Annotated in this window: 27 protein-coding genes and 1 riboswitch; of the genes, 14 read left to right on the top strand and 13 right to left on the bottom strand. The window is 42.8% G+C overall.

The genetic code is table 11. The features are described from left to right. Positions 1 to 23 precede the first annotated feature (23 nt). The 9 genes from OC25_RS08800 to OC25_RS08760 form a co-directional block, all read right to left on the bottom strand. Positions 24 to 254, bottom strand: coding sequence for a DUF4287 domain-containing protein (locus tag OC25_RS08800; protein ID WP_039474496.1), 231 nt, complete (start codon positions 252 to 254; stop codon positions 24 to 26). A 21-nt stretch (positions 255 to 275) separates the two neighbouring features. Beyond that, entirely contained in the window at positions 276 to 725 is a 450-nt protein-coding gene (locus OC25_RS08795; protein WP_039474494.1) for a DUF1569 domain-containing protein, read from the bottom strand. A 2-nt stretch (positions 726 to 727) separates the two neighbouring features. Continuing rightward, positions 728 to 1,147, bottom strand: coding sequence for a VOC family protein (locus tag OC25_RS08790; protein WP_039474492.1), 420 nt, complete (start codon positions 1,145 to 1,147; stop codon positions 728 to 730). Between the two features lie 72 nt (positions 1,148 to 1,219). Then, positions 1,220 to 1,648: a helix-turn-helix domain-containing protein gene (locus OC25_RS08785; protein ID WP_039474490.1), complete on the bottom strand. Its 429-nt coding sequence runs from the start codon at positions 1,646 to 1,648 to the stop codon at positions 1,220 to 1,222. A gap of 445 nt (positions 1,649 to 2,093) precedes the next feature. After that, entirely contained in the window at positions 2,094 to 2,480 is a 387-nt protein-coding gene (locus tag OC25_RS08780; protein ID WP_039474487.1) for an acyl-CoA thioesterase, read from the bottom strand. Positions 2,481 to 2,486: 6 nt separating this feature from the next. Then, positions 2,487 to 3,605, bottom strand: a complete 1,119-nt coding sequence (locus OC25_RS08775) for an alkene reductase (RefSeq protein WP_039474484.1) — start codon at positions 3,603 to 3,605, stop codon at positions 2,487 to 2,489. Positions 3,606 to 3,609: 4 nt separating this feature from the next. After that, positions 3,610 to 4,605: a bile acid:sodium symporter family protein gene (locus OC25_RS08770; RefSeq protein WP_039474480.1), complete on the bottom strand. Its 996-nt coding sequence runs from the start codon at positions 4,603 to 4,605 to the stop codon at positions 3,610 to 3,612. Positions 4,606 to 4,622: 17 nt separating this feature from the next. After that, the gene (locus OC25_RS08765) at positions 4,623 to 5,657 is read right to left on the bottom strand and encodes a methionine synthase (RefSeq protein WP_039474477.1); all 1,035 of its coding nucleotides are present in this window, start codon (positions 5,655 to 5,657) and stop codon (positions 4,623 to 4,625) included. 26 nt (positions 5,658 to 5,683) lie between these two features. Next, positions 5,684 to 6,688, bottom strand: a complete 1,005-nt coding sequence (locus OC25_RS08760) for a DUF1852 domain-containing protein (RefSeq protein WP_039474475.1) — start codon at positions 6,686 to 6,688, stop codon at positions 5,684 to 5,686. Between the two features lie 179 nt (positions 6,689 to 6,867). Beyond that, positions 6,868 to 7,049: riboswitch (cobalamin riboswitch) on the bottom strand. Positions 7,050 to 7,211: 162 nt separating this feature from the next. On the opposite strand from OC25_RS08760, the gene OC25_RS08750 reads away from it, so the two are divergent. Continuing rightward, the gene (locus OC25_RS08750) at positions 7,212 to 7,673 is read left to right on the top strand and encodes an Lrp/AsnC family transcriptional regulator (RefSeq protein ID WP_039474469.1); all 462 of its coding nucleotides are present in this window, start codon (positions 7,212 to 7,214) and stop codon (positions 7,671 to 7,673) included. Between the two features lie 722 nt (positions 7,674 to 8,395). Beyond that, positions 8,396 to 9,487 carry an SIR2 family protein gene (locus OC25_RS08745; RefSeq protein WP_039474466.1) on the top strand — a complete coding sequence of 364 codons (1,092 nt, stop codon included), beginning with the start codon at positions 8,396 to 8,398 and terminating at the stop codon, positions 9,485 to 9,487. 756 nt (positions 9,488 to 10,243) lie between these two features. Here the strand turns inward: OC25_RS08745 and OC25_RS08740 are convergent. From OC25_RS08740 to OC25_RS08730, 4 genes are read right to left on the bottom strand one after another with little or no spacing between them, the layout of a single operon-like run. Then, positions 10,244 to 10,660 carry a bleomycin resistance protein gene (locus tag OC25_RS08740; protein WP_039474464.1) on the bottom strand — a complete coding sequence of 139 codons (417 nt, stop codon included), beginning with the start codon at positions 10,658 to 10,660 and terminating at the stop codon, positions 10,244 to 10,246. 59 nt (positions 10,661 to 10,719) lie between these two features. Then, on the bottom strand, positions 10,720 to 10,944 hold the full coding sequence (locus OC25_RS28445; protein ID WP_082018558.1) for a GDCCVxC domain-containing (seleno)protein: 225 nt from the start codon (positions 10,942 to 10,944) through the stop codon (positions 10,720 to 10,722). Next, positions 10,934 to 11,542, bottom strand: a complete 609-nt coding sequence (gene merTP / locus OC25_RS08735) for a mercuric transport protein MerTP (protein ID WP_039474459.1) — start codon at positions 11,540 to 11,542, stop codon at positions 10,934 to 10,936. The genes OC25_RS28445 and merTP overlap by 11 nt, the downstream gene beginning before the upstream one ends. After that, complete coding sequence (locus OC25_RS08730; protein WP_039474454.1) at positions 11,539 to 11,931, bottom strand: ArsR/SmtB family transcription factor; 393 nt, start codon at positions 11,929 to 11,931, stop codon at positions 11,539 to 11,541. The genes merTP and OC25_RS08730 overlap by 4 nt, the downstream gene beginning before the upstream one ends. Before the next feature lie 222 nt (positions 11,932 to 12,153). On the opposite strand from OC25_RS08730, the gene OC25_RS08725 reads away from it, so the two are divergent. From OC25_RS08725 to OC25_RS08670, 12 genes are all read left to right on the top strand, one after another. Continuing rightward, a complete protein-coding gene (locus tag OC25_RS08725) occupies positions 12,154 to 12,537 on the top strand; it encodes an HYC_CC_PP family protein (protein ID WP_425339063.1) in 384 nt (127 codons plus the stop codon). Between the two features lie 133 nt (positions 12,538 to 12,670). Further along, on the top strand, positions 12,671 to 12,919 hold the full coding sequence (locus OC25_RS08720) for a heavy metal-binding domain-containing protein (protein WP_039474446.1): 249 nt from the start codon (positions 12,671 to 12,673) through the stop codon (positions 12,917 to 12,919). Positions 12,920 to 12,965: 46 nt separating this feature from the next. Then, positions 12,966 to 14,240 carry an efflux RND transporter permease subunit gene (locus OC25_RS08715; protein ID WP_039474443.1) on the top strand — a complete coding sequence of 425 codons (1,275 nt, stop codon included), beginning with the start codon at positions 12,966 to 12,968 and terminating at the stop codon, positions 14,238 to 14,240. After that, positions 14,237 to 16,129 (top strand): efflux RND transporter permease subunit, encoded by a 1,893-nt coding sequence (locus tag OC25_RS08710; protein WP_039474440.1) that lies wholly within the window; start codon positions 14,237 to 14,239, stop codon positions 16,127 to 16,129. The genes OC25_RS08715 and OC25_RS08710 overlap by 4 nt, the downstream gene beginning before the upstream one ends. A 4-nt stretch (positions 16,130 to 16,133) precedes the next feature. Then, a complete protein-coding gene (locus OC25_RS08705; protein WP_082018557.1) occupies positions 16,134 to 17,369 on the top strand; it encodes a TolC family protein in 1,236 nt (411 codons plus the stop codon). Further along, positions 17,344 to 18,612, top strand: coding sequence for a heavy metal-binding domain-containing protein (locus OC25_RS08700; protein ID WP_039474437.1), 1,269 nt, complete (start codon positions 17,344 to 17,346; stop codon positions 18,610 to 18,612). The genes OC25_RS08705 and OC25_RS08700 overlap by 26 nt, the downstream gene beginning before the upstream one ends. After that, positions 18,605 to 19,819: an efflux RND transporter periplasmic adaptor subunit gene (locus OC25_RS08695; protein WP_052266075.1), complete on the top strand. Its 1,215-nt coding sequence runs from the start codon at positions 18,605 to 18,607 to the stop codon at positions 19,817 to 19,819. Before OC25_RS08700 ends, OC25_RS08695 begins: the two co-directional genes overlap by 8 nt. 286 nt (positions 19,820 to 20,105) lie before the next feature. Continuing rightward, positions 20,106 to 20,543: a hypothetical protein gene (locus OC25_RS08690; protein ID WP_039474435.1), complete on the top strand. Its 438-nt coding sequence runs from the start codon at positions 20,106 to 20,108 to the stop codon at positions 20,541 to 20,543. 108 nt (positions 20,544 to 20,651) lie between these two features. Further along, positions 20,652 to 21,140 carry a DUF3347 domain-containing protein gene (locus OC25_RS08685; protein ID WP_039474432.1) on the top strand — a complete coding sequence of 163 codons (489 nt, stop codon included), beginning with the start codon at positions 20,652 to 20,654 and terminating at the stop codon, positions 21,138 to 21,140. 115 nt (positions 21,141 to 21,255) lie between these two features. After that, complete coding sequence (locus OC25_RS08680) at positions 21,256 to 21,828, top strand: DUF3347 domain-containing protein (protein WP_082018556.1); 573 nt, start codon at positions 21,256 to 21,258, stop codon at positions 21,826 to 21,828. 7 nt (positions 21,829 to 21,835) lie between these two features. After that, positions 21,836 to 22,312, top strand: a complete 477-nt coding sequence (locus OC25_RS08675; RefSeq protein ID WP_039474427.1) for a heme-binding domain-containing protein — start codon at positions 21,836 to 21,838, stop codon at positions 22,310 to 22,312. A gap of 12 nt (positions 22,313 to 22,324) precedes the next feature. Further along, positions 22,325 to 25,108 (top strand): multicopper oxidase domain-containing protein, encoded by a 2,784-nt coding sequence (locus OC25_RS08670; RefSeq protein WP_082018555.1) that lies wholly within the window; start codon positions 22,325 to 22,327, stop codon positions 25,106 to 25,108.

The raw sequence follows: 25,108 nt of genomic DNA, 5'->3' as shown, positions 1-25,108 counted from the left end.
GCCTCCCTTCGAATTGCATTGGTTTACTCAAGATCCTCTTTTAAAAAATGATACAAAGCCAGCGAATGCCCATGACCTAAGCCAAAATCTGCTTTGAGCCATGCAATTACTTCAGCTGGTTTTACGGCAGATTTCAATTTTCCTTTTTCAAAATATCCTTTAGTAATTGCGAGTTGTTTAAAGTCGGCAGGCGTTTTTCCCGTTTTTGTTTTAATTGTTTCAAAGTATTTATCTATCGGGATTTTGTTTGCCATTTGTATAGTGATTTAAAATTATTAATTGCCAAACTGCCTGAGGTGATGGTCGGTATGTTTGTAAATAAATTGTCCTAACTGGGCTTTGGTCATCTTTCCAAAGAAAAAATGCACGAACGCTTCGTTATGGAATGTTGCATATTTTTCTACTGTTGATTTCCATTTTTGCTTTTCGGCTTCTACATCTTTTATATCTCCCGTTACTTTAAAAAAAGGTGAAGTAGGTGCATTTTTTGAAAGGATAGCGCTATTATCTTTCAATATTTTATTTATGGCAATTTTTCCAAAAATCCTCCCTAAAAAAGACCTGTTAACTTTTGTATTGCCCAAATAATAATCATCGGTAAGTGAGCAGTGTAGCATCATTTGCGCCACTGTCATTTTTCCCCAAAGAGGACTACTGTTTGCATTAAGGGCATCAATTCTCTTAATTACGTCGTCTCTTGTTTCGCTGTCAAATATGGATTTCATAATTAGGATTGTTTTGCTTTTTGTGTCAACGAAAACCAGTTGCCCGAATCATCTTTAAACACTGCAGCCACGCCGTAAAATTCTTCTTTTGGCGCTTGTGCAAATTCTACGCCTTTGCTTTTCAGTTCTTCATAAGTTGCATAAATGTCGTTGCACTCAAAACCACCGTGCCCGAATGTTCCTTTTCTTATCAGCTCTGTAACCGCCTTTACAGATTCTTTGGTGAACATCTCACCTTCAGTTACCAACAGCAGGGAGATTTCAATTTCGGGCTGGTCGGGCGGCGTAACGGTCAGCCACCGGTTGTCTTTTCCGATAGGTGCATTGGTATGCACTTTGAAACCTAACTTGTTTACATAAAAATAGTAAGCGCTTGCCTGGTTTAAAACATAAACGGTTGCGAAAACTAATTTGTTAATCATTGCTTTTTATTTTTATTGTTAATAATATAGCAAAGATGAATCAATGATTTGTAAGCCGTTATTCCAAAATTGCTATTTTTTGTGCCAGCCGAACTGGTGGGCAAAACAACCCGGAATAAAGCGGAATGGTTTGTTCTGTACCTGCATTTTTCTTTGCTGCTGCGCTTCCAAAAAACCTGATGGTGTACTGCCTACCACACGCTTAAAAAGGCTTCCGAAAGAACTTAAACTTTCAAAACCTACGGCATAGCAAACATCAGTAACCGGATGGTTGGCCTGTAATAATCGGATCGCGTTTTGTATGCGCACTGCGCTTAAATACTGGTGCGGTGTTTTGCCGTATATTTTTTTGAAAAGACGGATGAAATGAAATTTAGAAAAATACGCCTCGTCGGAGATATTGTCGATATCAATTTTATCAGCATAGTTTTGATCAATGAATAGCTTTGCCTGAACAATTCTTTTGTACAAATAATTTTTCGGGTATTGTTCTGATGTCATTTCTCTCGCTTAATTTTTATCGAAGATAATGGGAAACGGCTTGGCAAAGCAATCGAAGTACTTCCGTTAAACTAATATAAAAAAAATAATAAAAGTACACAAGCCGAAATTTACCCTTGGCTTCTACACTTAAAAAACGTGAAATGTGATGCGCGGCATTATTGAAGTTCAAAGTCAAGCCCATTGGAATAGGGCTCCATGCGTTCAAAGACCCCTTCTCTTATAATCTGCACCACAAAACTGGCATTTAGCCCGGTTGACTATCGAAAAATCGCTGCCATCTTCTCAAAGCATTGCTCCAGCCCTATTTGTGCAAAATTGCTCATCCAATGAAAGTCTAAATCTAATTTAAACAGCCTAATCTTTGCACCGATACTCCCAGGTTTTTTTCTGGTGAATCCGGTGTGACGTGTTGAGGGTTTTCCGGCACAAGATAGGCCAGTACCTACTGAATTATTTTAACCGACTTCTTGTGTTCATCTATGGCAACGAAAGTAAATTCGCCGTGTACTGCCAGATCACGCCCTTCAGCATACATCTGTTCCACATAAATTTCAACCGATACTTTCATACTGGTATTGCCAACATGTTTAATGCGGCCCACCAATTCAATGATCGTACCAGCGGGAATTGACTTTTTAAAATCAATGCGGTCGCTGCTTACTGTCACCATCACCTGGCGGCTGAAACGTGTGGCGGCCATAAAAGCCACCTCGTCCATCATGGCCATGGCGGTGCCGCCAAATAGCGTATCATAGTGGTTGGTGGTATTGGGGAATACGGTCTTGAACACCCGTGTTTCTGAAGCTTGAATACGTTCCTTTAAATTCATCATCACTTAATTAAATTGACCATCTACTATTTGTGTAGCATTTTCTTCGTTCCAACATGGATAATCAATATATCCTTGTTCTCCGCCACCATACATGGTCGCCCGGTCAGGCTCCATAAGAGGAGCATTTTTTACAAACCGTTCAGGCAGGTCGGGGTTTGCGATGTATAACCTGCCAAAGGAGATCAGCCTGGCAATACCTTTTTCAAGTTCTGCTTCGGCGGAAACCTTATCATACCCTGCATTGGCAATAACTATCTGGCAAATCTTCCTGCCAAATAGCTCGATTTCGTCTTCAACCGCATAGTGTTCAGGAGAAGGAAAATTTGGGCTGCACCTCATGAGTTCCACATAGGCGAAGTCCATATTGTTCAGTTTTTCGATCAGATAGGTATAGGTAGCAGCAGGGTCATCCAGTACCATCTCACCATAGCAGTGGAAAGGAGCTATTTTAATACCCACCTTTTCACCACCCACCACGCGGATCAATTCCTGCATCACCTCCAGTACGAAGCGGACTTTGTTGGGGATGCTGCCGCCGTAAGCATCCGTCCTTTGGTTGGAACTTTCAGCTAAGAATTGGTTGGGCAAATAGCCATTGCAGGCGTGAAGCGCAACCCCATCAAAACCTGCTGCTATCGCATTTTTCGCGGCTTGGCCATAGTCTTTTATGGTCTGCCTGATTTCCGCGATCGTCATTTCCTGAGGTATCTCGAAATCCTTTCTGCCTTGAGAAGTAAAATGCTGCATTCCCAGGATAGGCAAGGGTGATGGCGCAAGCGGGAGCTTGCCGTTCCGGTCTACAGAATGTCCCATACGGCCAGTGTGCCAAAGCTGGGCGATTATTACGCCGCCTTTATCATGTACGGCTGTGGTTACCTTCTTCCAGGCTGCTATTTGCTGATCGGTAAAAATACCAGGCGTAAGCGGACTGCCGGTAGCCTCTTCACTGATCCTGATGGCTTCGCTGAACAGCAAACCTGCACTTGCCCTTTGTGCATAGTATTCTACCGTGATATCACCCACCAGACCATTGGGGTCTACACGGCCCCTGGTCATCGCTGCCATGGCTATTCTGTTTTTTAGGCTGACATTGCCCACCTGTATTTTTTCTAAAAGCTTCATAGGACTATTTTTCTTCTTTTCGCCGGGCCATACCCTGAGCGATGATGCTGGCGGCTATCAATTGCAGGGCATGATAAAGCATGAGTGGCAGCAATACAATACCGGTGATCGTACTGTGCTGAAAGAGCACTTTTGACATAACGGTACCATGTACCAATGACTTTTTAGAACCACAAAATAATACTGTGATGCGATCGTCATCTGAAAAGCCGAACAAACGGCTGAGTAATCCGACGCAAAAGAATACGGCAAAAAACAAAGCCATCATCCCTGCGGCAAGTCCCGCCAGTTCAAGCGCGGTAAAGCCTGCGAACAGATGTTCGGAGAATGACTTACAGAAAGACGTGTAAATGATGGTAAGGATGATTGCCTGGTCGAAATATTTCAATTGTTTCTTATACTTTTCGGCAATGGCGCCAAAACGTGCGTTGAGACTGATGCCAATGATGACAGGTAACAACACTTGAAGAACCAACTTGATCACGATTTCGGTGACATCAAAATCGCCTGTTGCAGAAGCGATGAACAGCCCAACCCATAGCGGCGTCACCACTACGCCGATCAAACTGGAAATGCTTGCATTGAAAATGGCCGCGGGAATATTGCCTTTAGCGATGGAAACCATGACCACCGAAGAGGAAACGGTGGATGGTAAAGCCGCAAGAAAAAATATACCCAACCAAAGCACTTCGAAATCGGTACCAACGAACAGCGGGCGGAACGCCAGAACGATGAGCGGAAAAAACAAAAAGGTGGTCAGCTGGACGATGATGTGCATTTTCCAGTTGACAAGCCCGGCTTTAAGTTTCTCTACACTCAATCTTATTCCATAAAACAAAAAGATCAGCGAAACGCCCACACCTGCGATCTGCTCCAGCGAAACAGGTTCTTTGACCATGCCCGGCTGCGGTAAAAAATAGGCCAGCAGGATCATCAAGCCTATCATGAGCAGGAAACCGTCGAAACCTGCTTTACTTAATATTGCTAATAACTTCTTCAATGTAATTTAATATATTCCTAACCCGCAAATTCCTTGCGTATGATCTCTGCGCCTGCGCTCAGAGCATTTAACTTTCCTCTGGCTACCACTCTTGACAAAGGCGCCATACCACAATTTGTAGAAGGATAAAGATTTTCGATATCTACGAACTTAAGGGCGCTGCGCAGCGTATTGGCTACTTCCTCAGGTGTTTCGATTGTGCCCGTTGCCACATCAATGGCGCCAACCATTACTTTTTTACCTCGAACAAGTTCCATTAGATCCAAAGGAACATTTGAGTTATGGCATTCTAATGATACCACATCAATTTTAGATTTTTGAATTTTGGGAAAAATTTCCTCGTATTGACGCCATTCTGAACCCAATGTTTTTTTCCAATCGTTATTGGCCTGTATGCCGTAACCGTAGCAGATATGCACCGCAGTTTCGCACTTTAAACCTTCAATTGCCCTTTCCAGCGTCGCCATTCCCCAATCGTTTACTTCATCAAAAAAAACGTTAAATGCAGGTTCATCAAACTGGATAATATCTACTCCAGCATCCTGCAATTCCCTGGCTTCTTGGTTGAGTGCTTTGGCAAATTCCCAGGCTAATTTTTCACGACTTTTGTAATGACCATCGTACAACGTATCTACCATGGTTAACGGTCCCGGGAGTGCCCATTTGATGGGTTTATTGGTCTGTTTACGTAAAAATTTGGCGTCGTCAACAAAAACTGCTTTTTGTCGGGCAACATCGCCAACAACCATAGGAACACTCGCATCATAACGGTCACGGATTCGCACCGTTTTGCGATTCTCAAAATCTACACCGCTTAGATGCTCGATAAAGGTGGTTACGAAATGTTGGCGTGTCTGCTCGCCATCGCAAACGATATCCAGTCCTGCCAATTCCTGTTCCTGCAATGTAATGCGTAAAGCATCCTGTTTCCCTTCAAGCAACTGATCGCCTTCCAATTTCCATGGTGACCACAGTTTTTCGGGTGGTGCAAGCCAGGCAGGTTTAGGCAAACTTCCCACAATTGAGGTGGGCAATAATAATTTCTTCGTCATAGCAAAATTTTAATGTGTCGTATTAATTAAAGTGAGAAATTGGCAGACCATTGCTCAAGAACATCCTGGTAAGGTTTGATGAAATGCTCTTCGGCATATTTACCCTGTTCAATGGCCAACCGGCTACGCTCTTCGCGGTCATACTCTACTCTGGTTAGTGAATAATCTTCGTGTTTAAGACTAGGTTGATAGATTTTCCCGGCCACTGAATTTGCATTGTAAATTTCAGGGCGATAAATCTTCTGGAAAGTCTCCATTGTGCTGATCGAACTGATCAGTCCAAGATCAGTATAATCACTGAGCAGCTCTCCGGAATGATAAAAGGCCATCGGTGCCACAGCGCTTGGAGGCATGAAAAAACGAACTTTTAAGCCCATTTTAGCGAAATATTCATCGGTGAGCGAATACTGGTCCTGCTGGTACTCAAAACCCAGAACGGGATGTTGGTACTCCGTGCAGGTATAGGTTTTATTGCCCGATACGCTTAAACAAATGATTGGTGACATCTTAAAGTGCTCTTTATAGGTTGCTGAATTCACAAAGCACTTGTAAAGTTTTCCATGTAAATCGCCAAAATTTTCAGGAACGGTAAAACTAGCTTTATCTTTATTGTAGTCAATCAATAAAACACTGAAATCATAATCACGCACGTAAGAAGAAAAATTATTTCCGGCAACACCTTCGATTTGCTGACCGGTCTTGCGGTCAAAAATATTCGTTTTTAAAACTTCGATCATCGGCAGATCGTTAATGCCGTTCTTATCATCGATATGCATCGTTACGGTGAGGATTTCGAGTTCTACATGGTAACGATCGCCTTTTGGATTATCTACATGAGCTAATGCATTGAATCGATTATTAATCATATTTAAGGCATTACGTAAGTTTTGCTGGCGGTTAGCTCCTCTGGCCAGATTTGCGAAATTGGTTGTCAGACGCGTCTGACTTGAAGGGTGATAGTTTTCATCTAAAGAAGTGCTCTTTAGCGTGAACACAAATTCATTTCCCTTGGTATCTTGGATATTTTCCATGTATTTCTTTAACTTTTTAAATGGTTAATAATCATTAAAAATTCCTTGATTATTCAGGATACGACAGGCAAAAGAAAGGATTTAAGAAGGAGAGATATACACAAACGGGCACGATCAACCCCTGAGGGTTTGCACCTTTAAGCTATACAATCTGACCAATAACCTCTTTACGCGGAAGTATCGTCAATTCGGAAAAGGCAGGTATCCTGACTTGTAACGGCTTTTACCAGCCTTCCCGTTTGCACAGTGACCATGTTTGGTAAAACCTTTTGCGTTACTTACAGTTGCGCGACAGTTCGTGATTTGCACACGATTCCCTATTAATTCACCACTAAGTAAAACCTTTCCCGATTGCTGAAAAAAGCAAAGAACCATGAGTTTTAAACTCTGTACAAAGTTATAAAAACAGTTATTAAAGTCGATTATATAAGTTATTTCAGTCAAAATTACTTTAAATTAAATATTTGTTGATTTTTTATGCGGTTTATTCTTACTTTTATCTGCTGAAACAGTGATTTATGCTATGGAACAATTGGATGAGATCGATCTGAAACTCTTAAAAATATTAGGCAACGACTCAAGTCATACCATCAAAGAGCTCGCTGCGAAGGTAAATTTGACGCCATCGCCGGTTGTGCAACGCGTAAAACGCCTGGAAACCAGTGGTTATATCAGGAAATATATTGCGCTGCTTGCCCCGGAAAAGTTCAACCAGGGTTTTATTGTGTTCTGCAATATCCGGCTCAAACAGCATGACCGAAAGGTGGGCCACAGCTTTGTAGAGGATATTCTCAAAATCGAGGAGGTTGTAGAATGTTATAATATCTCCGGCGATTATGATTTCTTTCTGAAAGTGTATGCCAAAGACATGAAGCATTACCAGGACTTTGTTTTTAATAAATTAGGCTCCGTTGAAAGTATTGGCAGTACACATAGTACTTTCGTGATGGCCGAGATCAAAAATACACACAACATCAGTTTTTAATATCGGCGGAAGTTAGGGGTAATGGGTACCTGTTTTTCGTTCCCCAATCCATCAACGTCCGGTACAGAGCAGCTATACTGAACGGGGAGCCCAGGCAAAATACCGTTAACTTTCAAACTAGAGATATTTCTCTTAAAGTAGGCAGTGCATTATCAAAAGTATTAATTTCTGAACCCAAAAGTTGATACGAATGAATTTCACCGAGGGCATTTCGGCAAAAATGGACCAAACTAACGGACTGTTTCGGTCCAAGCTGTACGCGCTGATCTTTAGATCAGGATTTCTTCACTCAGCGGGTCCAATTAATTTTCTAAGTTCGGGTCAAATTAAAGCCTCAGAATCAAAATCGATATCTGATGTAATATTGGCTCCATCAGATGGGATTTAGTCGCTTCTGCGTATCTTTTTAATTGGTTTTTTGCTTACATCAGAAGAATGATCAAAAAAATGATCTGGAGTAAAACGTGAAATGTGGACATTGAATCAAATGCTTTAGAGTGCCCGAGGGAAGAAAGCAATTTGCAGCCAGGCCGCTATGAGTTCAGAAGGAAAGGGAATGAATTAACAAAAAATCCGGCAGCCAGATTCGCGTACAGTTTGGACCGAAACGGACTGTACAGTTTTAGTGAAATATGCAGCTAATGAAAGGGAAATGAAATATCTTCAGAAAAATAAAAAACATATTTTTACGAAGTGAAATTTAAAACGTAAAAAGGTTAGATATGAAAAAAATTAATGCCTCAATCAATATCAATGACAAAAAATATTCCTCGTATCTCAAAAATAATGCTTGGACATTGTGCTTAGGAGCGGGAATTTGTCAAGGAATACTCCCTAACTGGTTCGAATTAACGAGACGGGTAATCAATTCTACTTTTAAGTACAATTGGGACGCATTTACATTTAAAACTATTACCGAATCAATCCCATTTTCGCTAGACGGATGGCTTCAAGCTTGTCAGAATCATCTAGTTTCTAATGGTTCGACAATCGAAGATTTCTACTCAATCTTGGAGCAGTCACTTTACTATGAATTAGTGGAAAAAGCCAAAGTCAAAAAATTGGAAAAGGAGTTGAAGATATTTTTAAACAATCCGAAAAGACTAACGAAGTCTCAACTATTGCCTTTATGTGATTTTTTTGATTCCGAGTATCAAAGGACTACCATTCTTCAGCTTAAGGATATTTTGTTAAATAAAGATCGTAGAATAACTCGCCCTGCAGAGATTATCACCTTTAATGCAGATCCTTTGTTAAGTTCACTTTTGATAATATATGCTGTGAAACTTGGATATGAAGAAACAGGGATTTATAATTTTCAGTATGAAGAATATATTAAAGTTACGCGTCCTTTTGAAACCGGAGTGAAAAAAATTCCAATTTATCATCTACATGGGTCGATAGCACCGCCACAGCTGGATTCTTTTTTATCCAAAAAAGAAGCGAGAGATAATCTTGTCTTTGCTGAAGGTGCATACACTAAGATTGCTGGAACGATGCTGTCATGGGCTCAGAATATGTTTCTTCATTTTGCTATCAATCGCAAGATGGTATTTTTAGGCTTGTCAATGTCCGATCCAAATATCAGAAGGTGGCTCAGTTGGACCACTGAAAACATGAAGGCACAACTTGAAATCTATACTAAATCCAACCCGGACTTTACAAAACATTTATGGATAACGCGAATTAATAAGAACTCAGAACTAAATGTAGTATTAGAGGCTTCATTAAAACACATGTCTGTCAAACCTGGTTGGATAAATAATTGGAATGAACTGGAATTGGGACTATTAAATCTAATGGGGAAGCATTGATGGTTGGTGATTTGTATTTTAAACTCTATGGTGAAATTACCCTAATATCGGTAGAGTTCCGCAGGAAATATATAGATTATCCAATGGAAATGAGTATCCGTGGATATTTCGGTAAAAGTGGGGAAGAACCACTTTCGCTGAAATATGCATTCAAATATAACCAGATTTGAATTTCCCGCTCTTCGCCATGTTCCCCAAGCCATGTCGAAGTATTAATAAATCAGGATTTCTAATCCTAAATATCAATTCCTAATTTAAAAGATTTTTAAACAAAAAAAGCCCATCTTTCGATGAGCTTTTTAGCAGTAGAGTCAATCCGCGGAAGTTCGAACTTTTATGAGCATTGCGAAGCGATAGTAAACTTTGAAAAAGTGGTGAAGAATAAAATTGAGGGGCAGTATAGGAAAAAGAAATTATTGTAAGTGTTTTTCTGTATCTGTTGATGACAAGCTAAGGCAGGATGAGACATCTTTCAGGTTCAGGTTTTACCTGTTCAGAACAATATGGATTATATACACCTAATTGTAGGCTATTTCTGTTTCCATTTGGCAGACACCTAAACTTTGTAGCTTATTTTTCTATCGTCCTAAATTGAAATATTTATCTAAATCATTCTTTATAGATCATTATAAAAAGAACAATTGTGGTTTTGGCCATACTATTATTTACAGCTACCGCCTTTGTCCAAATACATATAAGCCATCATTAAATACGCCAATATAAATCAGGTACTTCCCGGAGCTACATTAAAGACACTCAACCAATTGCCTCATAAAATGTAATAAGGTTTCCGTGAAGATCAAGTATCGAGAAATCCCTATGCCCCCAATGCTGTTCTTCGATGTCTGAATGTTCATTGTGGAGCACTCCCTGTGTTTTATACTCTTGATGTAGTTCATCGATTCCCTCTACCTCTATCCTGCAGCTCGCTGTCCCTGCTAGAAATGTTTCTGCGCCGCTCCAGATTGGCTTTAGAAAAAGCATTATGCTTCTATATTTCCAGCTCCGGTCACAAGATGCCCATAGGTGAATTTCGATTCCACCCCGTACAACTATTGCGAATGTTTCCTCTTTGTGACGCGTAGTGAAACCCATCCTGTTCTCATAAAATTCTACAGCCTTCGCTATACTTACAACCGGCAGTGCCGGAATGCTTTTTTTAAATCCTATCATAAAAATTTATCTATTTTCCAGCATTCGATAAGCGCTTTTTTTTTGCTGTTCTAAAAGAATTATTTGGCAGAACAGCAGGTTCTGTTTTCCTGTATCGGTGGACACTTTACTGTTCCGTAACTACAGAAGACACAGCAGTCACCCTGTAATGGTTTTAAGCGCTCGTGACAGTTTTCACATTCGTAAAAATACTGGCAGGCATCCGTAGGCATTGACTCTTCCTTTTGATGCTGGCAAAGTGGGCAGGTGATTATTGATTGCAGGAATATTGTTTTAGTTGACATCTTTTTTTTTGCTTTTTACTTTATAAACGGTTTCATGTTCGATGGAAGAGACTAACTGCACAATTGATATCTGGGTACTGTCGAACTTTACAAAGGATTCACCTTTTAAATATGAAGTTCTGACTTCCAGCACACCCTTTCTTTCCCGCAAGGCATGATTTACATGACCTTCACAAGAAGAACAGCTCATTCCCTGAATTTGAATAACAGTCTGTTGAACATTGGAGTTAATGCTAATTTCTTGTTTTGGCAATTTCTTTTGGAGGAACTTTGCATAATACGGAAAAGAAGCCAGCACGATTGAAAGTGCTGTTACTATCCATAAGAAGCCTTTGGATTGCAGCCAGTTTTTCCTTTCCGGGCAACCACATCCATCTTTTGGAGTGGGTTTATATGCCCTGTAAAAGGCAAAACCTAAAATCAGGGCAGTTGCCATTAACAGGTATGGCCTTAAGGGAGCGATCCAACTGAACATGGATAAGGTACTTCCCGTGGTACCCAGCAGTGCCAATAATGGAACAATACAGCAAAGGGAAGAACTGAGTGCCAAAAGTATTCCCGAACCTATGAGTTTGTTGTTATGTTTTACTTTGCTCATACTGTTTCAATTAAAGCATTGGCTTGATTAATCATAGTAAAGAAAGGCTGCATCAGTCTTAGGTGTTCATTCCGAAGGGAATAGAATATTGTCTGACCGTCTTTTCTGAATCCTATAATATTGCCATCTTTCATCTTACGCAGATGTTGAGAAACTGCCGGGATGCTCATGCCAAGGATATCACTTAGATCACAGGGACACAACTCCTTTTCCTGTTGCAACAGATAAAGTATTTTCAGGCGGACTTCATTTCCAGCTAAGGATAATATACCCGACAATTGGGAAAAAGAGTATGCGTTTTCCTTGATCTTGTTTCTGCATCCATTAATCTGCATCGGGTTTGCTTTTTCCCGGATACAGTTACTCAGATTGTCCGTGTTTTTTATCATCAAGGGCTAAAGGTATGGGTATATAATTATTTAAGCAAATGCTTAAATACTGTCTTTTTGATTTTTTTTATACGGAAAGTATATGATTTGTTTTGACGGATACTTTGAACCTGACCGACTGCAATCATAATCTTATAACATTTTCCGGAAATTATATAAACCTGTAATCTGATTTCAGGTTAACTTTACTTAGTTCATCTAAAATATTCTTATATTAGAATTGTGAAACGTACAGCAGTCATAATAATAACAGTGATCTACATGCTATCCTCTTTAGGGATGGCTGTAAACCGTTTTTATTGCTGTGGAAGACTGGCTTCAGTAAAACTTATCCTTGCTTTACCAGACCAGAACGATGTTAAGGCCAAAACAAAGGATAACTGCTGTAAGAACGAAAGGAAAAGCCTTAAAATTAAGGACACCCATTTCAGTGCTGATGTGGTGACCTTGGATGTTCCTATGCCAGCGGTCCTTCCCGAACCTATACGGTTTTCACAGGTAAATCTCTTTACTGATCGCGCCGACGTTCAGCCTTATCAGGCCAATGCCCCGCCCAGGCAGCCCGAGACACCGATCTATATCCTCAACTGCACTTACCGGATTTAATCCTCTTTTCTGCCTTTTCCTCTCTGGAAAAGATTGCGGAGCATTCCGTTTTTAATCAATTTTCTTAATTATAAATCACGCGTAGGCCATTGTTTGGCTCTATGCCATTATTCAATTCCTAAAATTCCAACACATGAAAAAATTAGTTTTTGTGGCATTTGCCATGCTGTTTTCTGGTATCTCCCTATTTGCGCAGACACCCGCCAAGCCCACCAAACAGGCTACCGTAAAAACAAAAAAGGCTGTTGTGCCCAAAGTGCAGTACACCTGCACGATGCACCCGGAAGTTTTAAGCGATAAGCCCGGGAAATGTCCCAAATGCGGCATGACGCTCGTAAAAAGGGAAGCGCCTAAAAAGCAAACAGGTAAAATGAAAATGTAAGTTCATCATGCCCGGAACGGCGTGTTCCGGGCCAATTATAATTAAGATGATCAATCAACTTATTTCCCTGTCCTTAAAGAACAGGTATATTGTCCTGCTGGTCGCAATAGCCTTATTTGCATGGGGCAGTTATGCCATCCGCGAAAACCCAATCGATGCCATACCCGATCTTTCGGAAAACCAGGTAATCGTTTTTACCGAATGGCAGGGCCGGAGTCCCCAGATCATGGAAGACCAGGTGACCTATCCCTTGGTGAGCAACCTTCAGGGCATTCCCAGGGTCAAGGCGGTCCGTGCTACATCCATGTTCGGGATGAGCTTTGTTTATATTGTTTTTGATGATAAGGTAGATGTCTACTGGGCACGGAGCCGTGTGCTTGAACGGCTAAACTATGCACAACGTTTATTGCCTGAAGGTATTACGCCAACACTTGGCCCTGATGGAACTGGGGTTGGGCATGTGCTTTGGTATACCCTTGATGCGAGGGGCATAGATCTTGGCGAGCAGCGCGCACTCCAGGACTGGTATATCAAGCTCGGCCTGCAGACGGTTCCCGGCGTAAGTGAAATCGCTTCCTTCGGAGGGTTTGAAAAACAGTACCAGATCAATATTGACCCACATAAACTCAATTACTATAACATTCCTTTATCCCAGGTACTTAAGGCCGTCAAGAGCAACAACAACGATGTCGGTGGCCGCAAGTTTGAAATGAACGGAACCGGCTACATTGTCCGTGGCCTCGGTTATATCAAAAGCCTGAAGGATGTTGAGGATATCTCGATCGGCACGATAAAAAGTGTTCCTGTCAGGGTACGCGATATTGCCACCGTTCAGATGGGCGGAGACCTGCGCCTGGGCATCTTTGATGAGAACGGCACAGGTGAGGCCGTTGGGGGGATCGTGGTGATGCGTTATGGCGAAAACGCAGACCAGGTTATCCACGCGGTCAAGGACAAGATGAAGGAGATCGAGCGCGGACTGCCTTCAGGTGTAAAGTTTAAGATTGCTTACGACAGGAGTGAACTGATCGAAAGCGCCATCAGCTCGGTAAAGCATACACTGATCGAGGAGATGATCACCGTATCCATTATTGTCATCCTGTTTCTGTTCAGTTGGAGAAGTGCCCTGAGCATCATCATCCAGATACCCATTACCATCGCAGCAAGCTTTATCCTACTCAATGCATTTGGCATCAGCTCCAACATTATGTCCCTGACCGGTATTGCACTTGCCATAGGCGTTATTGTAGACAACGGCATTGTCATGGTCGAAAATTCACACCGCAACCTATCCATTGCACAAGAAGAAGAAACGTTATGACCACATCCGAAAGAATCAAAATTATAGAAGCCTCCTGCAAACAGGTTGGCCGGGGTGTCTTTTTCTCAACCCTGATCATTGTCGCTTCTTTTCTGCCGGTATTTTTGCTCGAAGGGCAGGAAGGCAAGCTGTTTGGCCCGCTGGCATGGACAAAGACATTTATACTGGCCATAGATGCTGTTCTGGCAGTAACACTGGCACCCGTGCTGATCTCGTTTTTTCTAAAGGGAAAGCTAAGGACTGACGCGCATAACCCATTGAACCGAACCCTTGAAAAAATCTATCAGCCCATCCTCAGCTGGTGCATGAAATGGAGGAAGACAACAATCGGGATCAATATCATTGCACTTCTGATCAGTGTCCCATTGCTGCTCAGTCTGGGCAGTGAATTTATGCCCCCGCTTGACGAAGGATCGATCCTGTTTATGCCGGTAACCCTGCCCGATATTTCCAATTCGCAGGCCAAACAGTTATTGCAGGTACAGGACAGGATCATTAAAAGTGTACCCGAAGTCAAAAATGTACTGGGCAAAGCCGGCAGGGCAAATACAGCCACGGATAATTCTCCAATCAGTATGGTAGAAACGATTGTTCTTCTAAAGCCCAGGAGCGAATGGCGCAAGGGCATTAAAAAAGAAGACATCATAAATGAACTCAATGCGAAGCTTCAGATCCCCGGGGTGGTAAACGGATGGACCCAACCGATCATCAACCGCATCAATATGCTCTCTACCGGTATCCGTACCGACGTAGGTTTAAAAGTTTATGGGCAGAACCTGGATACCCTCTACGCTTTATCCGGCAGGATGAAGCAGGCACTACAGGGACTGAACGGGGTCAAGGATCTATATGTGGATCCGATTACCGGCGGGCGCTACTTGGATATACAGGTTGATAAGGAAGCAATAGGAAGATATGGACTCAGTGTAGACGATGTAAACCAGGTGGTAGAAAGTGCCCTGGGCGGCATGAACGTTACGCCAACCATTGAGGGCCGGAGGCGCTTCAGCGTAAACCTAAGGCTGGCACAGGATTATCGGAGCAGCCTGGATGAGATCAGGCGCACACTGGTGCAGACCCCATCATTCGGGCCTGTCCCGCTATCTTCGGTTGCCCATATTACCATCAGTGACGGGCCGGCGATGATCCAGTCAGAAAACGCACTGCTGCGCGGAACGGTACTCTTTAATGTACGTGGCCGTGATCTGGGCAGTACAGTCAAAGAAGCGCAGGATAAACTGAACGGTATGGCGAAAACCCTGCCCAAGGGATATTTTATAGAATGGAGCGGACAGTACGAGAACCTGATCCGTGCCGAACGTACGTTGAAGCTCGTTATGCCCATTGTGCTGCTGATCATTTTCGCCTGCCTGTATTTTGCTTTTCATTCGATAAGGGAAGCCTTCTTCAGTCTTATCTCTATCCCCTTTGCCCTGATCGGCGGGGCATATATGGTTTATTTTTTTGGTGTGCATTTATCTGTTGCTGTTGCAGTAGGTTTTATTGCCCTGTTCGGTATTGCCGTTGAAACGGGGATCGTGATGGTCATATACCTCAATGATGCCATGCAGCGGCTGGTCGCGGAGAAAGGTAATTCCAGCGAAACAATCAGTAAAGAAGACCTGCGGACCTATGTGATGAACGGCGCGGTAAAGCGGCTGCGCCCAAAACTGATGACTGTCTGCGTCGCCCTATTTGGTCTGGTTCCGGTATTATGGGCTACAGGGACAGGAAGTGACGTGATGCTGCCGATCGTGCTTCCCATGATTGGCGGTGTATTAACCTCTTCAACGCATATACTCCTTGTTACCCCACTCATTTTTCTAATGGTCAAAGAGCACGAACTCAGGAAGTATGGCAAACTGGAAGTGCTGGACGTAAAAGAATAAAGCCATGAAAATAAATCATCGAATAATATACGGCCTATTGTTGTGTACCCTTAGCTTAACGGTTAAGGCACAGCAGGAATACCTATCATTGGACAGCGTGCTGGCAAGGGTTGCGGCCAACCCCTTATTGCGGACTTACGACGCGCAGATCAATGCGCAGAATGCCTACGCGGGCTCTGCCAGAAGCCTGGATGCCCCAAAGCTGAGCGCAGGACAGTACCAGACGCCTTATCAGCTTAAGCCCGATGGCGGTTCCTTTATGGTTACTGCCGATCAGATGTTCACCAACCCGGCCAAGCTCCGTGCAAAGGAAAACTACATGAAAAGCATATCCAGGGTTACCGCCGAAGAAAAGAAATACATGAACAACCAGTTGAACGCACAGGCCAAACAATATTATTTTGAGCGGGCAATCCTGGAAAAGAAACTGGCAGTTTTGGATAACACCAGTGGCTTACTGGAATACATGTTAAAGGCTTCCAATATCCGGCTTACCTATGGAAAGGAAAAACTGGATAATATCTATAAGACCAAAGCTGAACTGTTTCAACTGGACAATAGCCGGGAAGAAATTAAAAGTGAAATCAAACAGAAAAATATCCTGCTCAATACACTGATGAACCGGGACAAGGGGCAGGATTTTATGGTAGACACGAGTCTTGTGGTCAGGGATTATGCGGCTACAGTGACCGATACGGCTACACTTGCATCGGTACGGAGCGATATCAGGGGGATTGATCGCAGTATAGAACTGCAACAGCTTAATGCCAAAGTAGAATACAGTAAACGTAAACCCGACTTCGGGCTGCAGGCGGGACATATGTTCAGTTATGGCGGGATGCCCAACCAGTACATTTTAATGGGTTCAATCACCATCCCAATTGCACCCTGGTCTTCCAAGAGCTATAAAGCAAACCTGAAGGGCAATCAATACGAAATAGATCAGCAGCGCGAACGCAAGATCTCGCTCCTCAACCAGGCAGAAGGAGAGCTGGCTGGACTGAAGGCTGCATGGACAGGTAAATCCAGGCAGTTGAAAAACTACCGGCAGAACATTATTCCCGCCCTACAGAACAGTTATAAAACATCGCTCCTCGTCTATGAACAGAATACCGGTGAACTGCTGCCAGTACTGGAAAGCATAAAAAGTCTGCAGACAGCAAGGATAGATGCTTTAGAACGGTTAGGGGAAATATTATTAATACAGGTAGCTTATGAAAAAGAAAATGAAATGCATTAAGATCATATTACCGGTCATTCTTTTTGGTATGTTGCTGATCGCCGCCTGTTCCAATCCTAACCAGGCACCGGTCGGGTCTCAATCCAAAACCGCTGTACAATATACCTGCCCGATGCATCCACAGGTACTGGAGGATCATCCTGGTAATTGTCCGATCTGTGGGATGACACTGGTAAAAAAAGCAGGTCAGGCAAGCGAGGGTTCGGGCATCAGCTTAAAAACAGTTTTGGAGCCTGTTAACAGTACGGTGATCTCCTCGGTGGCTTTTGCCTTGCCCCAAGAAAAAGAAGTGGCCACGCAGGTCTCCGCAGAAGGTTATCTGGATTTTGATACCCGGACATTTAACAATATCGCCTCGCGTTTTTCCGGACGCATCGAAAAGGTGTACATCAAATTTGCCTTTCAGAAGATCCATCCGGGACAGCGCATCTTTGATATATACAGTGCAGATATGGTAACCGCTCAACAGGACCTGATCTATATCGCAAAGAATTCTTCAGGCGAAACCGAGTTGCTCAGGGCTGCTAAGCAAAAACTATTGCTGCTTGGAATGACAGCTGTCCAGGTTGAGCAGGTAGTCAGAACGGGCAAAGCATTTTATAGCTTACCAGTATACAGTGCCTACGAAGGGCATGTCCATGATGCTGCACATAGCCAGATGGCTGGGGCAGTGGGTTCAGACCAAGGCCCTGATTTCAGTCGTAACATGCCCCTTGCTATAAAAGAGGGGATATATGTAGAAAAAGGACAGACTTTGTTCAATGTTGTTGACCCCCATAGGCTGTGGGCCATTATCAAGATTGACAGAAATTCACTGGCCAGCTTACAGTTAAATCAACCGGTTAAGATTACACTACCCGATCTGCCAGGTAAAACGCTATATGGGAAAGTAGATTTTATTGAACCTACCCTTCAGCAAGGTGACAAAACAGTTAGCGTCAGGGTTTATCTGGACAATATGGAACATCAGCTGAAGGTAAACAGTTTAATCAATGCCTCGATAGGGACGGGAAAATCCAAAGGGCTTTGGATACCGAGGTCTGCTCTGCAGGATCTTGGGCAGACAAAAATAATCTGGTTAAAAAAAGGCGGCTCATACTATGCACATAGCGTAAATATTGGGACTTTCAATGGGAACGAAATACAGATAACAAGAGGCCTTTCCGCAACCGATACGCTGGCAGTAGATGCAGGGTATTTAACAGACAGCGAGAGTTTCATCAAAACAAAGGGTCATGAATAATATAAAAAGAATTAACCTGAAAAGGATCTGTGTCTTGCTGTTTGTGGTGCTTTCAGTAAGTATATTCAACAGCTGTAAACAAAAAGTACAGCCGGTGGTAAAAGTAAAAAGCAAATTTTACTATACCTGTTCGATGCATCCACAGATACATGAAGACCATCCGGGCAACTGTCCGATCTGTGGTATGAAGCTGATCAAAGTTGAGCTTACTGGTTCAGGGAATTCAGCCACGGAAAAAATAACATTAACCGCAAGTCAGATCCAGTTAGCCGGAATAATGGTTGATACAGTAAGGAAAGAAAATACAGGGGGTGAAAAACTGCTGACCGGAACTGTTGTTACAGATGAAAGTAGGGCAGAAGAGATCAGTGCAAGAATAGCCGGACGGATACAGCGTTTATTTGTTAGGTCTGTAGGAGAGAAAATAACAATTGGTCAGGCAGTGTATTCCATTTATAGTGAAGACCTCTTATCGGCCGAAAAAGAATACCTTTTGGCAAGACAGCAACAGAAAGTTTTAAATAATCCCGATGTAGATTATGAGGCCCTGATCAAGACAGTAGAGCACAAATTATTATTGTGGGGGCTGAACACCGCCCAGATCAAAAGCCTTTCTTCTTTATCCAAAGCATCGGCAACAGCTACCATATACAGTAAGGTCAATGGAACGGTAAGTGATATAGCGGTCCATGAAGGTGACTATGTAACCGAAGGGATGGCTATATTAAAAACCCAAGGGTTGAACAGTCTATGGATAGAGGCGCAGTTATATGCCAGCGAAAGCGGAAACTATAAGGAAAATGACATGGTGAATGTCTCTTTTCCAGACCTGAACGGACAGGTTATTAAAGGTAAGGTCGGATTTTTAAATCCTGAACTATCAGATGAATCTAAGGTTGTGCTCATCCGGATCGCAGTTCCAAATACGCAAGGGCTGATCAGGCCGGGGATGTTGGCATACATTTCCATTGATAATGGAAAACAGAATGCTGTTGCTGTGCCCAGATCTTCAATACTCGCAGGAGGTAAAGGCAATAAGGTATGGATCAAAAATAGTGATGGAAGTTTTTCTGGAAGAAAGGTCAGTACCGGAGCAGGGAACGAGGGTTATGTGCAGGTATTGTCCGGCATTTCACCAGGTGAAATAGTGGTCACAACTGGAGCCTACCTGTTGGAGAGTGAATCGATATTTAAAAATGGAGGGTAAGGTTATGATTTGGTGCGTCATATGTTATGGATAAATACCCATGGTAAGTAAAATTTGGCATAGTATGTAACTTGATTGCGCTAAATACTGTCTGGACTTTGTAGAAAAGCAAATCCAGCATTTGACAGGTCGGAGTCGGCGAAACGAAATTACTTTTCGAGGGGCCGAAAAATATTGAAACAAGTTCAATGTCAGAAATTTGAGGTGATTTTCTAATATAATTATATAAAAGATATGGAAAATTATATAAATTTAATTTCGCATCTTTATATAGATTTGTAGTCTGATGAAAACCAAAGCCATCTTTCTTTTAGTGATTTTTCTGCTCAACACTGTTGTTGGCTTTGCCTGTGCAGTTGGAATGGAAAGAGATAATCATGGAGAAAGTGGTGTACATGTTTCCTCTAAAAAGAATAATCACAAACATGATCATCAGCATAAAGGGGCACATGTGCATAAACACAGCGCTTCAAATGGACCGAATCTTTCAAAAGAAGAACCCTGTTGCAATACTCTTGTCAACGACCTTGTGGTTCAGGGGAAGCTTGTTCCCCAAAGCGTTAAAAACCAGGTTATCCTACCTGTTCTATTGCTTCCAGATTATCATTACAATTTTTTAATTCCTTCTGTCAAACTGGTTCTCAAAAAGAGTGTTTACGCCGGACAGCGGGAGCGGCCACCCAATAGGGACATCCGGATAACCATCAATAGCTTTCAGATATAAGATTTCACCACGAATTACCAATAGAGCCCGTGTTACATTGACATGGTGCCTGACTTTCGCGCGGACAAAACTCCTGCGGAAATAGCGTAAACATTTAATCTTAAAATCATGAAAAAAATATTTCTTCTGGTTGTCCTATTGGCAATCGTTTTCACTGGCCGCGTCATTGCGCAAAATAGCCAGACACAGTCACTTTTAACTTCTTATTACGATATCAAAAATGCATTGATAAATGCAGATGCGACAGTCGCCGCCTCAAAAGCCGCTGAGTTTTCCAAAGAGTTGGTCAATATGGACATGAAATCAATGGCAGAAGCCGATATGAATATATTTATGGGTTTGAAGGATAAGCTTGCCTTTGATGCCAAACACATATTGGAGAGTAAGGATATTGCCCATCAGAGAGAACATTTCGCAACTTTTTCTGCCAATCTTTTTAAACTGGCGAAAGCGGTTAAACTCACCAAAGCGCCTGTTTATTATGCCTACTGTCCGATGAAAAAGAGCTATTGGCTTTCTGATAACGCTGGCATCAAAAACCCTTATTTCGGTAAGCAGATGCTGACCTGTGGTGCAGTAAAAGAGACTATCAAATAATTCATATTGTTATTGAACGGACATTTAGCATTGAGATGTTTTGGTCCGTTCAATATAGCTGTGCATATATTCTACATACAGCTCGAAATAATTTATTCAAAATATATCAATAACAATGAAAACATTAATATATAGCCTTCTGGGCCCACCATTTTTCCTTGCCGCCTGTACAAATGGCAAAAATGAAAAGCAAGATTCTGCTGTAGCGGATTCCACGACCAAAAATGTTTCTAGGGAAACCAATAAGGTAAAAAAAAACCAAACGGCTGCGCTTTTATCCGGCTATCTGAAACTGAAAAATGCCCTTACCACGGACGATGATAAACAAGCTGCTGCCGCAGGCAGTGAAATAGTCGCAGGGTTCGCCAGTTTTGATGAAAAATCATTGACCTCGGAGCAGGCCAGGGCATATAGCGATATTCGGGATGATGCCAAGGAGCACGCAGAGCATATCGGTTCCAATGCAGGCAATATTGCCCATCAACGTGAGCATTTCGATATGCTGAGCAAAGACATGTACGACATGATCAAGCTCCTTGGCACTGACAAGCCCCTGTATGTTGACCGTTGTCCCATGTACAACAACAACAAGGGTGCGATGTGGGTGAGTGAGGTAAAGGAGATCAAAAACCCTTACCTTGGAAAAACGATGCCGACCTGTGGTACTGTTAAGGAAGAACTGAAATAGCACAAAAATGACGGGCATAAAGAAAATCTTTCTTGGGCTATTAGTTATCTTCCTGCTTATGCAGATCTTACAGCCTGCACGCAATAAAAGCGCGCAGGTTATGCCTCAGGATATATCCACACTTGTTCCTGTGCCTGATGATGTACAGGGGATACTTAAAAAATCATGTTATGACTGTCATAGCAACAACACAGAATATCCATGGTATGCCTATGTTCAGCCGCTTCACTGGTACCTTAACAGTCACATACGATCGGGAAAAGAGGAGCTAAACTTTAATGAATTCGCCGGCTATACCTTGCGAAGGCGTCAGAACAAACTTCGGGCCATAGAAAATAGCTTAAAAGATGGTACAATGCCGCTTTCTTCTTATATCATGATCCACAGAAATGCAATATTAGATCCGAGGGAAAAGTCGATACTCATAAAGTGGGTACAGGATTCAAGGGATAGTTTGACCAGAAAGAATCTCACTGCTCTTTAAATTAACAAAGAAATGAAAAATATATTAACAGTCTTTTTATTGATACTCTATTCTGTGGTTTCCGCCCAGGATATGAAGGGAATGAAAACGGACAAGAACGGCAGTGCTGGTCAGTCCAGGGTGATCTATACCTGTGTGATGCACCCGGAAATACAATCGGAAAAACCCGGGAACTGTCCAAAGTGCGGAATGAAGCTTATCCTGCAGAAAGGTAAAGCGGATAAGGCAAAGACAGCTGATCTACTCAATAAGAAACAGGAAGCAAAAAAGGGGGCTATGGAAGTCATGAAAATGCCGGCAGAAAAATTGGAAAGTAAGCCGAAACCAGAATCAGTAACCTATACCTGCCCAATGCACCCCGAGATCCATGATTCCAAACCTGGCAACTGTCCCAAATGTGGGATGAAGCTTGTTAAGGAAAAGCCCAAGGCTAACCCTGAGAAGAATGGGGAAATAAAGGAAAGTTCCAAAAAGAGTGAGGATATGGGTGATATGGCGGGCATGGCAATGGATGATAACGGTTCTGACATGGAAAATATCAAAACTGCAAAGGCTAATTTGGGCCCGATTAGAACCGTTTCGAATAAATTTCCGCCACGCACCGTGCGTTATGATCTTTACATAGCCGATACAACGGTAACTTATGGAAAAAAATCAAAGCGGGCAATTGCGGTAAACGGACAGATTCCTATGCCGACACTGACCTTTACGCAAGGCGATACCGCACTGATCTACGTGCATAATAATCTTGACGAGGAAACCGCACTGCACTGGCACGGACTTTTTCTTCCGAACAAGATGGACGGTGTTCCTTTTCTGACCCAAATGCCGATCAAACCGCACGCTACTTACATCTATAAGTTCCCCATCGTCCAGCATGGAACGCACTGGTACCACAGCCATAGCGGCCTTCAGGAACAGATAGGTATGTATGGGGCATTTATAATGAACAAACGTACGGAGTGGGATATTCCAACCCTTCCAGTAGTCATTAGCGAATGGACAGATATGAAGCCCGAGGAGGTTCATAGAAGCCTGAAAAATGCCAACGACTGGTTTGCAATCAAAAAAGGGACTACCCAGAGTTATGCAGAAGCGATCAGGACCGGACATTTTAAAACAAAGGTAGCCAATGAATGGAAGCGCATGAATGCCATGGATGTGAGCGATGTGTATTATGAAGCCTTTCTCATCAATGGGAAAAATCAGAACGAACAGCCGCAGTTCAAGGCTGGGGACAAGGTAAGGCTGCGTATTGCAAATGGGGGTGCCTCAGATTATTTCTGGCTTAAATATGCAGGGGGCAAGATTACCGTTGTGGCGACTGATGGAAATGATGTGGAGCCTGTAGAGGTCGACAGGCTGATTATAGCGGTTTCCGAAACCTATGATGTAGTGGTCACGATTCCGGAAAATAAGAGCTATGAATTTTTGGTCACTCCTGAAGACCGTACGGGATCAGCATCGCTATGGCTGGGCAAGGGAGAAAAGGTGCATGCAGAGAAAATGCCCAAACTGAAATATTTTGCCGGAATGAAGATGATGAACGATATGATGGATATGAGCGGCAATATGGTACAGATGGAAGGCATGAAGATGCAGAACCAGCTTATGGATATGAATACGGTGATGTACCCGGAGGTAACCGGCGAAGAAAATCCGAAAACAGAGAAAAAAATGAAAGGGATGCCGGGTATGCAGATGTCTGTTGACAAGACCATGGCAGGGATGAATATGGAGGCAGAAACCGCCGATATCGTTACTCTGAACTATAATATGCTTCGAGATCCAAAGAAAACAACCCTGCCAAAAGGCCCATGGAAGGAACTCAAGTTTGACCTTACGGGAAATATGAACCGTTACGTCTGGACGCTGGATAACAAAACTGTTTCTGAAAGCGATAAGATACTGATAAAAAAGGGCGAAAATGTTAGGATAATCCTTTACAACAACAGTATGATGCGCCATCCTATGCACCTTCACGGCCATGACTTCAGGGTAATTAACCGGCAGGGAGAATATGCCCCAATGAAGAACATTATCGACATCATGCCCATGGAGCGGGATACCCTTGAATTTGCAGCAACAGAGCCAGGAGGCGACTGGTTCTTCCACTGCCATATTCTCTACCATATGATGAGCGGTATGGGAAGGGTATTCAGTTATGAGAATTCTCCGCCTAATCCCGAAATTCCGGACCCCAAGCTGGCACAGCGAAAACTTTTCAGTGATGACAGGGCATTTCATCCAATGGCACGGGTTGGGATTGAAACAAACGGAAGTGATGGTGAGTTTATGCTCGCCAATACCCGTTACCGCTTTACCACTGAATGGCGGATTGGGTTTGACAAGGAAATGGGCTATGAAAGTGAAAGTCATTTTGGAAGATATATCGGGCGAAACCAATGGCTATTGCCCTATGTCGGATGGGATTTTAGAAAAAGAACGGTTGATCCCTTGGACAAGAATGTTTTCGGGCAATCACTTTCGCCGGGAAACAATCTTTTCGGGCAGGGAAATACCAAAAATTTCAGGCAGGTATTTCATTTGGGAGTTCAATATACCCTACCGCTGTTGATCGTTGCAGATGCTTCCCTCGATCACAAGGGGAATGTCAGGTTTCAGCTGATGAGGGAAGATATCCCTGTTTCCAAAAGACTGCGCTTCCAGTTTATGGTCAATACCGATAAGGAATATATGGCCGGATTCAGGTACATCGTTACGAAGTACTTTGGGCTTTCAACACATTACGACAGTGATATGGGCTATGGCGCCGGATTGACATTAAGCTACTAA

It is taken from the genome of Pedobacter kyungheensis (assembly GCF_000812965.1).
GTDB classification, from domain to species: domain Bacteria; phylum Bacteroidota; class Bacteroidia; order Sphingobacteriales; family Sphingobacteriaceae; genus Pedobacter; species Pedobacter kyungheensis.
The sequence above is the reverse complement of the archived record's forward strand: the minus strand, read 5'-3'. Positions and strand labels throughout refer to the sequence as shown.

Bases quoted from the DNA above. Each gene is read 5' to 3' on its own strand.
- OC25_RS08800 (WP_039474496.1), bottom strand. From the start codon at position 254: ATGGCAAACAAAATCCCGATAGATAAATACTTTGAAACAATTAAAACA.
- OC25_RS08795 (WP_039474494.1), bottom strand. From the start codon at position 725: ATGAAATCCATATTTGACAGCGAAACAAGAGACGACGTAATTAAGAGA.
- OC25_RS08790 (WP_039474492.1), bottom strand. From the start codon at position 1,147: ATGATTAACAAATTAGTTTTCGCAACCGTTTATGTTTTAAACCAGGCA.
- OC25_RS08785 (WP_039474490.1), bottom strand. From the start codon at position 1,648: ATGACATCAGAACAATACCCGAAAAATTATTTGTACAAAAGAATTGTT.
- OC25_RS08780 (WP_039474487.1), bottom strand. From the start codon at position 2,480: ATGAATTTAAAGGAACGTATTCAAGCTTCAGAAACACGGGTGTTCAAG.
- OC25_RS08775 (WP_039474484.1), bottom strand. From the start codon at position 3,605: ATGAAGCTTTTAGAAAAAATACAGGTGGGCAATGTCAGCCTAAAAAAC.
- OC25_RS08765 (WP_039474477.1), bottom strand. From the start codon at position 5,657: ATGACGAAGAAATTATTATTGCCCACCTCAATTGTGGGAAGTTTGCCT.
- OC25_RS08760 (WP_039474475.1), bottom strand. From the start codon at position 6,688: ATGGAAAATATCCAAGATACCAAGGGAAATGAATTTGTGTTCACGCTA.
- OC25_RS08750 (WP_039474469.1), top strand. From the start codon at position 7,212: ATGGAACAATTGGATGAGATCGATCTGAAACTCTTAAAAATATTAGGC.
- OC25_RS08745 (WP_039474466.1), top strand. From the start codon at position 8,396: ATGAAAAAAATTAATGCCTCAATCAATATCAATGACAAAAAATATTCC.
- OC25_RS08740 (WP_039474464.1), bottom strand. From the start codon at position 10,660: ATGATAGGATTTAAAAAAAGCATTCCGGCACTGCCGGTTGTAAGTATA.
- OC25_RS28445 (WP_082018558.1), bottom strand. From the start codon at position 10,944: ATGTCAACTAAAACAATATTCCTGCAATCAATAATCACCTGCCCACTT.
- merTP (WP_039474459.1), bottom strand. From the start codon at position 11,542: ATGAGCAAAGTAAAACATAACAACAAACTCATAGGTTCGGGAATACTT.
- OC25_RS08730 (WP_039474454.1), bottom strand. From the start codon at position 11,931: ATGATAAAAAACACGGACAATCTGAGTAACTGTATCCGGGAAAAAGCA.
- OC25_RS08720 (WP_039474446.1), top strand. From the start codon at position 12,671: ATGAAAAAATTAGTTTTTGTGGCATTTGCCATGCTGTTTTCTGGTATC.
- OC25_RS08715 (WP_039474443.1), top strand. From the start codon at position 12,966: ATGATCAATCAACTTATTTCCCTGTCCTTAAAGAACAGGTATATTGTC.
- OC25_RS08710 (WP_039474440.1), top strand. From the start codon at position 14,237: ATGACCACATCCGAAAGAATCAAAATTATAGAAGCCTCCTGCAAACAG.
- OC25_RS08705 (WP_082018557.1), top strand. From the start codon at position 16,134: ATGAAAATAAATCATCGAATAATATACGGCCTATTGTTGTGTACCCTT.
- OC25_RS08700 (WP_039474437.1), top strand. From the start codon at position 17,344: ATGAAAAAGAAAATGAAATGCATTAAGATCATATTACCGGTCATTCTT.
- OC25_RS08695 (WP_052266075.1), top strand. From the start codon at position 18,605: ATGAATAATATAAAAAGAATTAACCTGAAAAGGATCTGTGTCTTGCTG.
- OC25_RS08690 (WP_039474435.1), top strand. From the start codon at position 20,106: ATGAAAACCAAAGCCATCTTTCTTTTAGTGATTTTTCTGCTCAACACT.
- OC25_RS08685 (WP_039474432.1), top strand. From the start codon at position 20,652: ATGAAAAAAATATTTCTTCTGGTTGTCCTATTGGCAATCGTTTTCACT.
- OC25_RS08680 (WP_082018556.1), top strand. From the start codon at position 21,256: ATGAAAACATTAATATATAGCCTTCTGGGCCCACCATTTTTCCTTGCC.
- OC25_RS08675 (WP_039474427.1), top strand. From the start codon at position 21,836: ATGACGGGCATAAAGAAAATCTTTCTTGGGCTATTAGTTATCTTCCTG.
- OC25_RS08670 (WP_082018555.1), top strand. From the start codon at position 22,325: ATGAAAAATATATTAACAGTCTTTTTATTGATACTCTATTCTGTGGTT.